The sequence below is a fragment of the Pseudoduganella sp. R-32 genome, from assembly GCF_049913245.1.
Lineage (GTDB): Bacteria > Pseudomonadota > Gammaproteobacteria > Burkholderiales > Burkholderiaceae_D > Rugamonas.
The window spans coordinates 1,632,753-1,645,066 of record NZ_CP183987.1 but is presented as its reverse complement, the minus strand read 5'-3'; the positions used below and the strand labels follow the sequence as shown (position 1 = coordinate 1,645,066).

13 protein-coding genes are annotated in these 12,314 nt (G+C 64.6%); 8 read left to right on the top strand and 5 right to left on the bottom strand.

The features are described from left to right. Positions 1-13 precede the first annotated feature (13 nt). The 3 genes from ACN9MU_RS07765 (at position 14) to ggt (ending at position 2,947) form a co-directional block, all read left to right on the top strand. Positions 14-589 carry a PEP-CTERM sorting domain-containing protein gene (locus ACN9MU_RS07765; protein ID WP_426337092.1) on the top strand — a complete coding sequence of 192 codons (576 nt, stop codon included), beginning with the start codon at positions 14-16 and terminating at the stop codon, positions 587-589. 138 nt (positions 590-727) lie between these two features. Then, complete coding sequence (locus tag ACN9MU_RS07760) at positions 728-1,174, top strand: hypothetical protein (protein ID WP_426169269.1); 447 nt, start codon at positions 728-730, stop codon at positions 1,172-1,174. A 6-nt stretch (positions 1,175-1,180) separates the two neighbouring features. After that, positions 1,181-2,947, top strand: coding sequence for a gamma-glutamyltransferase (gene ggt, locus ACN9MU_RS07755; protein ID WP_426337091.1), 1,767 nt, complete (start codon positions 1,181-1,183; stop codon positions 2,945-2,947). Here the strand turns inward: ggt and ACN9MU_RS07750 are convergent, their stop codons facing one another. Both ACN9MU_RS07750 and ACN9MU_RS07745 read right to left on the bottom strand, forming a co-directional pair. Continuing rightward, on the bottom strand, positions 2,948-3,292 hold the full coding sequence (locus ACN9MU_RS07750) for an antibiotic biosynthesis monooxygenase family protein (RefSeq protein WP_426169265.1): 345 nt from the start codon (positions 3,290-3,292) through the stop codon (positions 2,948-2,950). After that, positions 3,289-4,269: a cytochrome P450 gene (locus tag ACN9MU_RS07745; RefSeq protein WP_426337090.1), complete on the bottom strand. Its 981-nt coding sequence runs from the start codon at positions 4,267-4,269 to the stop codon at positions 3,289-3,291. Before ACN9MU_RS07745 ends, ACN9MU_RS07750 begins: the two co-directional genes overlap by 4 nt. Before the next feature lie 76 nt (positions 4,270-4,345). Between ACN9MU_RS07745 and ACN9MU_RS07740 the strand changes: the two genes are divergently transcribed. From ACN9MU_RS07740 to ACN9MU_RS07725, 4 genes are read left to right on the top strand one after another with little or no spacing between them, the layout of a single operon-like run. After that, positions 4,346-5,023 (top strand): ArsR/SmtB family transcription factor, encoded by a 678-nt coding sequence (locus ACN9MU_RS07740; protein WP_426337089.1) that lies wholly within the window; start codon positions 4,346-4,348, stop codon positions 5,021-5,023. 49 nt (positions 5,024-5,072) lie between these two features. Continuing rightward, positions 5,073-5,744, top strand: coding sequence for a signal peptidase I (lepB, locus tag ACN9MU_RS07735; protein WP_426169258.1), 672 nt, complete (start codon positions 5,073-5,075; stop codon positions 5,742-5,744). Next, positions 5,741-6,475, top strand: coding sequence for an ABC transporter ATP-binding protein (locus tag ACN9MU_RS07730; protein WP_426337088.1), 735 nt, complete (start codon positions 5,741-5,743; stop codon positions 6,473-6,475). Before lepB ends, ACN9MU_RS07730 begins: the two co-directional genes overlap by 4 nt. Beyond that, positions 6,472-8,802, top strand: coding sequence for a CPBP family intramembrane glutamic endopeptidase (locus ACN9MU_RS07725; RefSeq protein WP_426337087.1), 2,331 nt, complete (start codon positions 6,472-6,474; stop codon positions 8,800-8,802). Before ACN9MU_RS07730 ends, ACN9MU_RS07725 begins: the two co-directional genes overlap by 4 nt. Before the next feature lie 75 nt (positions 8,803-8,877). Here the strand turns inward: ACN9MU_RS07725 and ACN9MU_RS07720 are convergent, their stop codons facing one another. Then, the gene (locus tag ACN9MU_RS07720) at positions 8,878-9,576 is read right to left on the bottom strand and encodes a TIGR00266 family protein (RefSeq protein WP_426169250.1); all 699 of its coding nucleotides are present in this window, start codon (positions 9,574-9,576) and stop codon (positions 8,878-8,880) included. A 4-nt stretch (positions 9,577-9,580) separates the two neighbouring features. Then, positions 9,581-10,621 carry a DUF475 domain-containing protein gene (locus ACN9MU_RS07715; RefSeq protein ID WP_426344387.1) on the bottom strand — a complete coding sequence of 347 codons (1,041 nt, stop codon included), beginning with the start codon at positions 10,619-10,621 and terminating at the stop codon, positions 9,581-9,583. A 100-nt stretch (positions 10,622-10,721) separates the two neighbouring features. Here ACN9MU_RS07715 and nhaR point away from each other — a divergent pair, with 100 nt between their 5' ends. Beyond that, complete coding sequence (gene nhaR, locus ACN9MU_RS07710) at positions 10,722-11,612, top strand: transcriptional activator NhaR (protein WP_426344386.1); 891 nt, start codon at positions 10,722-10,724, stop codon at positions 11,610-11,612. On the opposite strand, the gene ACN9MU_RS07705 is transcribed toward nhaR, so the two are convergent. Then, positions 11,566-12,243 carry a TetR/AcrR family transcriptional regulator gene (locus ACN9MU_RS07705; protein ID WP_426344385.1) on the bottom strand — a complete coding sequence of 226 codons (678 nt, stop codon included), beginning with the start codon at positions 12,241-12,243 and terminating at the stop codon, positions 11,566-11,568. The genes nhaR and ACN9MU_RS07705 overlap by 47 nt on opposite strands. Positions 12,244-12,314 lie beyond the last annotated feature (71 nt).

Sequence of the window (12,314 nt, the reverse complement as noted above, 5' to 3'; positions counted from 1 at the left end):
TGAGGAGTTACCCATGTTCAAGAAGCTTGCATTGACCGCAATTTGCGCCCTGACAGCCAGCTTGGCCGTTGCAGGCCCGACCAAAGACGGACAAACCTACGGCAATCCACTGGCATTGACGGTTGATTCGGTAATCAGTGCTGGCTGGAATCCTGACGGTGAATCGGTTTGGACCTTTGCCGACTGGATTCACGTAAAAGACCTGGAGGTCCTGTACGTGACGGTGAGCGTCGACACCACCTTCGACTTTGGCATTACGCCGCCAAATGGCGGCAGCGTCCAGGATTTCGACTTCGACCTCTTCCTCGACAACGTTGGGGTGGCCAAGACCCTCCCCAAGCCCAGCAGCTATTCCGCTTACTGGGACGAAGTTTCCCTGACGGCGGGCGTCGTCCACACCTTCAAGCTCAATTCGCTGAACGTGCACGACAACAATACCAATGTCGAATTCAAAGTCATGGCCAACAGCGCCAATGCGCCGACCGACCCGGGCCTTCCCCCGCAAGAGGTTCCGGAACCCGCTTCCTTGGCACTGCTTGGCGTCGGCCTGATGGGCTTGGGGGTAGCCCGCCGCCGCCGCACACAATAAGTTGTGAAAACCAACTATAAAAACTGGCGCCCTCCGGGGCGCTTTTTTTTCGGCACGACCATACTGTTGAGTGGACTCAACAGTGCAACACGATAGTTTGTAATTTGCTAAGCTGTTCCCAGGCCAGAGGAGAACATCATGCAAGCTAGACTGATCTGTCTGGGCATGGCGGGCCTGGTCCTCGCCATTGCCGCCGCCTGCGGCTCGACCCGCAGCACTGCCGAGGATGCAGCCAGCCGCCCGGCACCACGCACCAGCGCCAGCTACGTCCTGGCACAAGGGGAAATCGTCAAGCTGGCCCCTGCAGTCACGCTCAAGCTCGAGCGTGTCAATGACAGCCGCTGTAAAAAAGGCGCAGTCTGCGTCTGGGCTGGATACATCAGCTACAGCTTCGTGCTGAGCGACCAGCAAGGCAGCTCCAGCTTCGTGCTGGCGGACGCCATGCCGGGGGCCAGCAAGACCGTGACGCTTAATGGGCTGACCTTCACGCTGCTGGGGATGGAGCCGGCAGAACCGCCGTCGCTGAAGGCACCGGCGCCGGATTATCGGGTAAGCTTGCGGGTAAATATTTCCCAGCCAACATAGCTGCCCATGACGCCACATGCCCTGCCCCGACGACTGACGTCCACCATCATCCTTGCGCTGGCGTTCAGCGCCCCGGCCTGGGCCAAGACCCCGGTTGCCAGCGGCACCGGCGGCGCCGTGGCGACCATCAGCGAGCCGGCCTCGCAGGCCGCGCTGGCGATCCTCGACAAAGGCGGCAACGCGGTCGATGCGGCAGTGGCGGCGGCGGCCACGCTGGGCGTGACCGACCCGTTCAGCTGTGGCGTGGGCGGCGGCGGCTTCATGGTGATTTACCTGGCCAGGGAAAACCGCGTCATCACGCTCGACCATCGCGAGGTGGCGCCGGCATCGTTCCAGTCCAACGCTTTCGCGCCGGATGGCAAGGCGATGGATTTCGAGACCGCGGTCGCCAGCGGCATGGCCGTTGGCGTGCCGGGCACGGTGCGCGGCTGGCATGATGCGCTGGACCGCTACGGCACCATGTCGTTCAAACAGGTGCTGGCCCCGGCCATCAAGGTGGCCCAGGATGGCTTCCGGCTGAACGCCAATTTCGTGGCGCTGGTCACGGAAAATGAGAAGAAGTTCGCGCTGTTCCCTGACACCGCGGCGCGCTATATGCGGGACGGCAAGGCACTGCCGGCCGGCACCCTGCTGCGCAATCCCGACCTGGCCAAGACCTACCGCCTGCTGTCCGCCGGCGGCGTGAAAGCCTTCTATTCGGGCAAGCTGGCGCAGGCGATTGTCGACACGGTCAACCGTCCGCCGGTCGCCGCCGGCGTTTCGGTGCGCGCGGGCCGGATGTCGCTGGCCGACCTGGCCAATTACGAAGCGCGCTGGCGCCAGCCGGTGCGCAGCACTTACCGCGGCTATGAGTTGGTCGGCATGCCCCTGCCAAGCAGCGGCGGCGTGACGATTGCCGAAGCGCTCAATATCCTGGAAGGCTTCGACCTGAAATCCATGCCGCGCGAAAAAGCCGAACACCTGTACATGGAAGCGGCGCGCCTGGCCTTCGCCGACCGCAATGCCTACCTGGCCGATCCCGAATATGTGGACACGCCGGTGGCGGGCCTGGTCAGCAAGGAATATGCGGCACGCCGCCGTGAGCTGATCGACCCTGCCCAGGCCCGATACCACGCGCAGCCTGGCGATCCCTACCTGTTCCAGCAGGACCCAAGCGTGCCGCTGCGGCCGGCCGCTGCGGCCAAGGCCAGGCTGCTGTCGGAAAGCGCGCACACCACCCACCTGGCCGTGTCGGACAAGGACGGCAATATCGTCGCCTACACCTTCACCATCGAATCATGGGGCGGCAGCGGCATCACGGTGCCGGGCTATGGCTTCATCCTGAACAACGAGATGACGGACTTCGATTTCACCGGCCCGCATCCGAACGTGCCGGAAGCCGGCAAGCGCCCGCGCAGCAGCATGTCGCCCACCATCGCCTTCCGCAACGGCAAGCCGGCGTTCACCATCGGCAGCCCGGGCGGCGCCACCATCGTGACCACGGTGCTGCAGACCATGTTCAACCATATCGACCTGGGCATGGACATGCCCGCCGCACTGAACGCGCCGCGCATCTCCGAGCGCAACGGCCAGGCCACGTCCGTCGAGCCGGGATTTGCCGGCAGCGCGCAAGCCCGGGCGCTGGAGCGTTTCGGCCAGCGCTGGGATGCCTCGGCCGAGGAGATCGGCGCCGCCAACGCCATCGTCTTCAATCCCGATGGCACGGTGACCGCAGTCAGCGAAGGCAAGCGCCACGGTGCCGGCAGTGCGCTGGTGCAGAAACGCGGGCACTGATCAACCGTGCCGTTCGCGGCTGTCGGCCGGCGCTTCCGCGCGCTCATTGAGGCCGTAGTCGCGCACCACGTGGGCGATGCGCAGGCGGTAATCGGCAAACAGCCTTTCGCGCCCCGCCTGCTGGGCAGCGCGATGCGCTTCCACGCGGCGCCATTCCTGCACCGCTTCCTCATCGCGGAAGAAGGAGAGCGACAGCATCTTCCCCGGGTTGGCCAGGCTTTGGAAGCGCTCGACGCTGATGAAGCCGTCGATCTGCTCCAGCGTTGGCTTCAGCCGCGCTGCGATGTCCAGGTAAGCGTCCTTGCGGCCTTCGGCCGGGGTGACTTCAAAAATCACTGCAATCATTGGTGGAATTCCGGTATGCGCGCGTTGAGCGATGCGCGGTAAGTCCAGCTTAGCTGCGGCAGCGGCTTGCTGCGCAGCGCTTCGATACAGCCGGCAGCGATTTGCTGCGCCAGTTGCTGGCCGGGGCAGGCGTGGCGGCCATGGCCAAAGCCGCGCCCTGCGTCGCCGAGCAAGACCAGTATCGCCTGCCCCGCCTCGACTGTCACGCCGCCGACCTGGCAGCGCTCCGCGGCGAAACGCCGCGTGTTGACAATGGGCGGATCGCTTTGCATCACTTGCGCCAGCAGCGCGTCGGCGTCGTCGCCTGGCGCGCCCTGCTGGAGCGCAACCATGCTGTTGCCCAGCAGCCCTGCCGTCGCTTCGTAGGTTTGCGAAAGCAGGCCAACCAGGTTGGCGATGATGGCGTGGTCATCCCGCCAGCCGGCAGCGGCGGCTTCCTGTGCGACGGTTGCGGCCAGCGATCCTTCCGGCGCCGCTTGCAGCAACTCGCGCATGGCGGCCAGCAGGCGCAGGCTCGCCGCGTGCGCCTGTTCGACCTGCTCCGCACTACTCAATGGCGACAGGCAGGCCACGAAGTCGCCCATCCAGCGCGCCACCGCAGGCAACTGGGCGGCGGCGAAGCCAAGCAGGCTGGCGACTGTGCTGACAGGCGCTTCGAATGCCCAGTCGCCGATCGGGCGGCCCTCGGCCAGCAGGCGCTCCGCCACCGACTGCGCGCGCTGCCGCGCCAGCTCCCCGCTCGCGGCCAGGGCCAGCGCGCGCTGCAGCGCCAACTTGGGCGCGGCGTGGCGTTCGCCATCGTTCATGCGCACCAGTGCGCCGAACACCTCGCCGGCGCTGCCGCCGGCTATCGCGGCCGGCACAGGTTCGGCCGGCGGCCGCACGCGCAGCATGGTGTGGCTGAGCACCTCTTCCACCAGCGCGGCGCCGGCCGCGACCCACAAGCCGCGCCCCGCATCCCATTCCAGGTTCTGCATTTCATTCCTCCGGCAACGTTCAAGAAATTGCAGTATGCTGAAAAAAGCACAACGACAATTCGCCCACGGCCGAAATATGGATTCCAAACTTGCCAACATCGCCGGCGCCATCGCCGAACCGGCCCGCGCCCGCATGCTGTGCTCCCTGCTGGACGGACATGCACGCACCGCAACCGAACTGTCCGTGGTGGCGGAAGTCAGCCCGTCCACCGCCAGCGCCCACCTTGCACGCTTGAAGGACGAGCAACTGCTGGTGCAGCTCGCGCAAGGCAAACACCGCTACTACCAGCTCGCCAGCCCGGAAGTGGCCAGCGCACTGGAAGCCTTGCTGGTCGTTGCAGGCCTGCCACGCGATGAATTCAAGCCCAATACGCCCGACCGCCTGCGCCATGCACGCACCTGCTACGATCACATGGCGGGTACGGTAGCGGTCAGGCTGCATGACCATTTCGCCGCGCAGGGCTGGCTGGCGGAGGCAAGCGATGGCTACGACCTGAGCACGGCAGGCGAGCAGCAATTCGCGCAACTGGGCCTGGACCTGGCTGCCCTGCGCAAATTGCGCCGCCGCTTTGCCTGCCCTTGCCTGGACTGGAGCGAACGCAAACCACATCTTGGCGGAGCGCTCGGCGCAGCCCTGCTGCAACTGGCCCTGAAACGCGGCTGGGTCGAGCAGGATCTCGACAGCCGCGCGCTGCAAGTACCGCCCAGGGGACAGCGCCAGATGCTGGCAGCCTTCGGTCTAAGCAGCGTTTAAGATTTTGATAAGATGATGCAGTTTCCTGAACTTGTCGGAGACTCCGGACGTGAAAAAACTCATTCGTGAAAACAAAGGCTTCATCGTCTTCCTACTGACGCTGGGTGTATTCCGCACCGCCATCGCCGACTGGAATCCGATTCCGTCCGCCTCCATGCATCCCAACCTGCTGGAAGGCGACGTGGTTTTCGTCAACCGCATCGCCTACGACCTGAAAGTACCGCTGACCGACATCTCCGTCAGCCACCTTGGCGAGCCGCAGCGCGGAGACGTGGTCACCTTCTTCTCGCCGGAGGACCGCACCCGCCTGATCAAGCGCATTGCAGCGCTGCCCGGCGACCGCGTCGAAATCCGCGGCGAGCACCTGATCATCAATGGCAAGACCTCTGAATACGCAGTGCTGGGCAATGCCACCGAACATATCGACAAGGTCGGCGACCTGCAGGCTTTGCAGCTGCAGGAACACAATGCCAGCGCCAGCTACAGCATCCAGGTGCTGCCGCAAGTCGACGCCAAGCGCGATTTCGGTCCGGTCACCGTGCCGGCCGACAGCTATCTGATGCTGGGCGATAACCGCAACAACAGCCGCGATTCGCGCTTTATCGGCTTCGTGCCGCGCAAGCTGCTGATCGGCCGCGCCGAACGCGTGCTGGTTTCCGCCGACATCCTGGGCAACTGGGCGCCACGCACGGAACGTATCGGCATGAGCTTGCGGCCATGATCGAATTCCAGGGACTGGCCAAGCTTTACGGCGACTTTCCCGCCGTGCAGCCGCTGACGCTGGCGGTGCAGCGCGGCGAAGTGTTTGGCTTCCTTGGACCGAATGGCGCGGGCAAGACCACCACCATCCGCATGATGATGGGCATCCTGGTGCCAAGCGCCGGCCGCGTGCTGGTCGACGGTCTCGATTGCCAGGCCGACGCCGCCGAAGTCAAACGCCACGTTGGCTACCTGCCCGACAACCCCATCTTCTACGATTTCCTGCGCGGGCGGGAAATCCTGCAATTCGTGGCGGAGATGCACGGCATGCCGCGCAAGGCTGCCGTCGAACGCGCCGTCCAGCTGCTGCAGGAATTCGGCCTGCAGGACGTGAGCGAGGAATTCGCCGTCAACTACTCGATGGGCATGAAGAAGAAGCTGGGCCTGACCTGCGCGCTGGTGCACGACCCCGCAGTGCTGATCCTGGACGAACCGATCAACGGCCTTGATCCGCGTGCCGCGCGCGAAGTGCAGGACCGCCTGATCGCCAGTGCGGCCGCCGGCAAGACCATCTTCGTCTCCACCCACCTGCTCGACATGGCGCAGCGCATGTGCAACCGGGTCGGCATCATCAACCGCGGCGCCCTGGTGGCCACCGGTTCGCTGGAAGAACTGCGCGGCGCCAGCAGCGCCAACAGCACCCTGGAGGAGCTGTTCCTCAAATTCACCGACGAAGACAGCCTGGCCGCATGATGGACCTGCCCAGCGCGCCGCGTGCATTCTGGCTGCTTGCACGCCTGCGGCTGTTGCGGTTACTGAACATCGGCAACGCCCTGCGCTTGCGCAAGGGCCGGCCCGGCCCCAGCCGCGCAGCCACGCGCGGTAAAAGGAATGCACGCTGGCTGATCACCTTCGTGCTGTCGGCTTTCATGCTGTTCGCCTTCATCAACACCGCCAGCACGTCGCTGCTGAACATGCAGTGCAGGCTGCCGACCGGCAGCCAGTGCGCCGCCGCCGAATCGGACGCCGCCCCGCGCGCCGCCATGCGCAAGGCGGGCAAGGAATTGCAGTCGGCGCCCTTCCATCCGGTACTGATGCAGGCGGCAGCCATGCAGGCCAGCCTGCTGTTCGGCATCGCCTTCCTGCTGCCACTGGGAAGCAAGGAACTGGCGCAGCCGGACTGGGACCTGGAGTGGCTGGTCACGCTGCCGCTGGAACGGCGCACCTTGCTGTTGGCGCGCATCGCCGAGCGCACGCTGGCCAATCCTTCAGGCATCCTGGCGTTATGGCCGATGTGCATGGCGGTGGCCTGGCATTCCGGCTACCGCTGGAGCACGCCATTGCTGGGGGCCGCATGCACCCTGCCCCTGCTGGCCTGTGCCGCGACGATGCGCACGGTGGCCGATACCGGCCTGCGCCTGCGCCTGGCGCCGTCCCAGCTGCGCAACCTGCAGGCCATCGCCTCCGTGGCCAGCATGCCGCTGATGTACCTTGCCATGTCGCTTGCCATGCCGACCGCCACGCTGACCCTCGGCTGGGCCGCTCAATTTCCAGCCTGGACCTTGTGGACGCCGCCGGCTCTTGCGCTGCAGGCGCTGAATGCGCGCGATGCGGCGCATGCCATGGGTTACGCTGCCCTGCTGGCAGCGCAAACCGCGTTCGTGCTTTGGCTTGGCCTGCGCCTGCTGCAAACCCTGCTTGCCGAGGGCGTGGTTGCCACCGGTTCGCGCGAAAGCGGCCGCGGGAGCGTCGTGCGCCCAGCTTTCGCCGGCTGGGCGCCCGGCACGCCGCTGCAGCGGCGCGAGCTGCGGTTGCTCGGCCGCGACCGCAACTTCCTGGTGCAAAGCCTGCTGATCCCCCTGATCATCTTCGGCAGCCAGCTGGTGCTGAACGGCCAGGTGAAGAACATGCACCAGTTCATCAGCGACCCGGCCCTGCTGTCCTCCGTTGCCTTCGGCCTCGGCGCCTACGTGCTGATGCTGTCGGCCTTCCAGACCATCAACACCGAGGGCCACGCCCTGTGGCTGCTCTACACCTATCCAAAGAGCATTGGCAGCATGCTGGCCGAGAAAGCGCAGCTATGGTCGGTGCTGGCATTGATCTACCCATTGGCCGTTTTCGCGATGGGCCTATGGTTCGGCGTGCCGGCCGATGGACAACTGCTCTCGCAACTCGTGCTGGTCACGGCCGGCATTCCCATTTTCGCGACGATCGCCGTGGCTCTGGGCGTCTGGGCTTGCGATCCGCTGGCGCAGGACATGCACGCCCGCGTGCGCCCCACCTTTGCCTACGCCTACCTGATCCTGTCGTCGCTATACACCTACTCGCTGAATACGCGCGAATGGCATGTGCGCCTCGCGGCGATCGTGCTGCTGGCGTCCCTTGCAATGTCGCTGTGGCAGCGGGCCCGCGACTCGCTGCCTTACCTGCTGGACCCTGCCGCCTCGCCGCCGCCGCGGGTTTCCGCATCGGACGGCATCATTGCCGCCATCCTGTTCTTCCTGCTGCAACTGCTGGTCGCAGGCGCGCTATACCTTGCCGGCAAGCCGGTTTCGCTGCCGACGGTGACGCTGTCCTTCGCCGTTTCCGGCGCCCTGGTCTACGGGCTGGCGCGCCTGGTGTATTGGCGCAGCGGAACCAGCGGCGTGCCGCGCCTGTGGCATGGACCGTGGCGCGCCGCATGGCCCAGCGCAGTGGGCTGGGGGTTTTTGATGGCACTGCCCGCGCTGGCCGCTGGCTTCCTGTGGCTGGCCATCCTGCGCCATGCCGGCGCCATGCCAGGCGCGCCACAACCGGTCGCCCTGGTGTGGATGGCGCCCCTTGCCGTGCTGGCCGCACCGGTCTTTGAAGAATTCATCTTCCGTGGCCAGGTTTTCGGCGGCCTGCGCCGCTCGCTGCCAGCCTGGCAGGCAATGGCGGCCAGCGCGGCGCTGTTCGCGGTGATCCATCCGCCGTTGGCCATGGCGCCGGTCTTCGTGCTGGGCCTGTGCACGGCAATTGCCGCGGAACGCAGCAAATCGCTGCTGGCGCCCATGCTGGCGCATGCCCTGTATAACGCCGGCATGCTCGTCCTCCAGTAAAAAAAGCGGTGGCCTGTTTCCAGGACCACCGCAAGGAAGAACGCCATGGGGGGCGTTTAACGGAGGTAAACCGTATTAGCGGGACTGGTGCGACATCATCCAGGCCACGAAAGCTTCGCGGTTGCGCGAGCAGATCAGCACCTTGCCGCGGCCGGAGAAGCGCAGCACCATGCCTTCGCCGCTGGTCACCGAGTTGACCAGGTTGCCGAACAAGCCGCCGCCGGAGCGCGTCGCCACGGCCATCTCGTAGCGCAGGGCGCTATCCCAGGCCACGACGTGGGCATTGTCGATCACGACTTCCTTGCCCGGCTCCACGTCGACTTCATGCAGCGCACCGAAGCCCGACACCACCAGTTGGCCGGAACCGGTCGATTCAGTGACGAAGAAGCCGCCGCTCTGGCCGAATAGCGCATTGCCCACGTTCTGGGTACGCACCCGCAGGTCGATGCCGCTGCTGGCTGCTACAAAGGCGCCGTCGCTGATCAGGTACTGGCGCTCGCCGACGTCCAGCACGCGCATGGCGCCCGGCAGGTTGGGCGAGAGCAGGCAGTTGCCGTCGCCGCCGGTGGCTTCGATGTTCTGCTGGAAGAAGGACTCGCCGTTCGCCAGGGAGCGCATCAGGGCGCCGCCCAGGCCACCGCGCATCTTGCCTTTCAGCTCGAGCGTGGAATCCATCATCACCATCGCGTTCGATTCGCAGAAGATGCGCTCGCCCTGCTTCATCGACACCTGCAGGAAGGGATCGATATCCCCGGTCACTTTAAAAATCGTCATGGTTTCAGGCTCCCTTCATTTCAAGTCTCTTATGGCGGATCGAGGACCACAGCGATGCCACGATGAACGCCACCCCAATCAGGCCGGTAATCACTTCCGGAATATGGAACTTCATGCTCGCCAACATGATCACTGCCAGGATGCCGATCGCGTAGTGCGCGCCGTGCTCCAGGTAGACATACTCTTCGAGCGTGCCCTTGTGCACCAGGTAGACCGTCATCGAGCGTACGAACATCGCGCCAATGGCCAGGCCCAGCATGATGATCACGACGTCGCTGGTAATCGCAAACGCGCCGATCACGCCGTCGAAGGAGAACGAGGCATCCAGCACTTCCAGGTACAGGAAGCCGCCCACGCCGCCGCGCTTGACCAGTTCACCGGCATTCACGCCGCCTTCTTCGCTCTTCTCCATCCAGGACGACAGCGCATCCACGCCAATGTAGGTCAGCAGACCCCACATGCCGGCCACCAGCACGATGAATTTCTGCGATTCCTCGACGATGCCGAGGCTGCCCAGCAGCACACCCATCGAGATCATGATGGCGATCGAAGACACCTTGCCCAGCGCCCCGAGCTTGCGTTCCACATTGCCCAGCCAGTGCATCTGTTTTTCATGATCGAAGATGAAATTCAGGAACACCATCAGCAGGAAGATACCGCCGAAAGCCGCCACCTCGGCGTGGTGGTTGGTCAGATGGGTCGAGAAGGCTTTCGGGTCGTTCAGCGCCAGGTTCCATACATCGGGAATGCTGAGGTCTGCCGCCACCGCCACGATCACCAGCGGGAATACCAGGCGCATGCCGAATACCGCGATGATGATGCCGACGCCAAGGAACAGCTTTTGCCAGAATTCGTCCCAGTTTTTCAGGACGGAGGCATTGACAACCGCGTTGTCGAAGGAGAGCGAGACTTCCATCACGCTCAGGATAAAGGCGATCCACAAGGCCGCCAGGGCGCCACTGACGCCGGTTTGTTGGTACCCCCACCACCCTGCCACAGCAAGACAGATGAAGGAGACCAGGAATGAGATCCTGAAGTGCTTCATCGGTTGACCCTTTCTCGTTGATAAGTCTGGCAAGTCTAAGCCCGGGACAACTTTTAAAAAATAGAAGATAATCGAAGTATTACTTCGTAAAAACAGAAGCATGAAGACCACTGGGCTGAACTTCCGCCACCTCTACTTTTTCCGCATGGTTGCCGCCGAAGGCAGCGTGACCCGGGCTGCCGACCGGCTCGGCCTGGCCATCCAGACGGTCAGCACGCAAATCGCCGCACTGGAGCAATCGATCGGAAAGTCACTACTGACCCAGCAGGGCCGGCGCCTGGTGCCGACCGAAGCGGGCCGGGTGGCGCTGACCTACGCCGAGCAGATTTTCCAGCTCGGCGACCGGATGCAAGAGGCGCTGGAAGAAGTGGATGCCGGCAAGATCCGGCTGACGGTCGGCATTTCCGACTCCATGCCCAAACTGATCGCGGCCCACTACCTGCAGGCGGCGCTGCCGCCGGACACGCCGGTGCGCCTGGTTTGCACCGAGGGCGAATTTGACGCCCTGCTGGCCGAACTGGCGCTGCATAAGCTGGACGTGGTGCTGACCGACCGTCCGGTGCGCGCCAGCGCATCGCTCAAGGTATTCAGCCACCTGCTCGGTGAAAGCGAAATGCAGTTGTTCGGCGTGCGCGCGCTGGCGCGCAAGTACGGCAGGGACTTCCCGGAGAGCCTGAACGGCGCCCCGATCCTGCTGCCGACCCGGAATACCGCGCTGCGCGGCCGGATCGACGCCTGGCTGCTGGAACAGGACGTGCGGCCCGACGTGGTGGGGGAATTCGAGGATAGCGCCATGCTGAATACTTTCGGCCGCAGCGGCATGGGCCTGTTCTTTGCACCGGCGGCGCTGGCGGGCGACATGCTGGAGCAGTTTGGCGCCGTTCCCGTGAGGCCGGCCTCCGAACTGCGCGAGCAGTTCTACGCCATCTCCAGCGAACGCCGCATCAGCCACCCCGTGGTCGAGGCGATGCTGAATATTTCGCAGCGATAGCGTCAAGGCCGGCGCTGGCATAGGTCATCATGTCGTCGACCAGGCCTTCGGCATCGTCGCCCAGCGCGGGGAACAGTTTCGTGCGCATTTCGCGCGGGGCCACCAGCAGCGCCAGGCAGGGCGACATCAGGAGGAATAGCGCGCGCTGCAGGCCCGGCGTGGCGGGCGGCAGGCCGAGGAGTTCGCACACCAGCCCCAGCATGACCATGGCCTTGGGTGCGATGGCCTGATGCACCAGCACCGGGGCGTGCTCGGTGGGCGACATCAGTTCGCGAATCACGACGCGGGCGCCCCAATGCGCGTCCGGTCCGGTGGCGCGCAGCACGATGCCGCGCAAGACAAGGCGCAGCTTGTCGCGCGGAGACGAGTCGCGCGACGCGATTTCCTGCATATCCTCAAGCTTGAGCAAATGATGGTGCGCTTCCACCAGCACCGCTTCGTATAGCGCGCCGCGGCTGCCGAAGTGATAATTGACGGCAGCGATATTGGTGCCGGCGCGGGCGCAGATTTCCTTGCTGGTGGCATCGGCAAAGCCGCGTTCCGCGAACACCTGCCCCGCCACGTCCAACAGGGCCTGGCGGGTGGCGTCGCCGTCCTGGCGGCTGGCACGGATGGCTGTCTTTTTTTGCATGGCTCGCATTTTACGTCCAAAACTATTTCAAATCCAAATTTGAATTTGATGTAGAATTTTCCGCAGGAGGT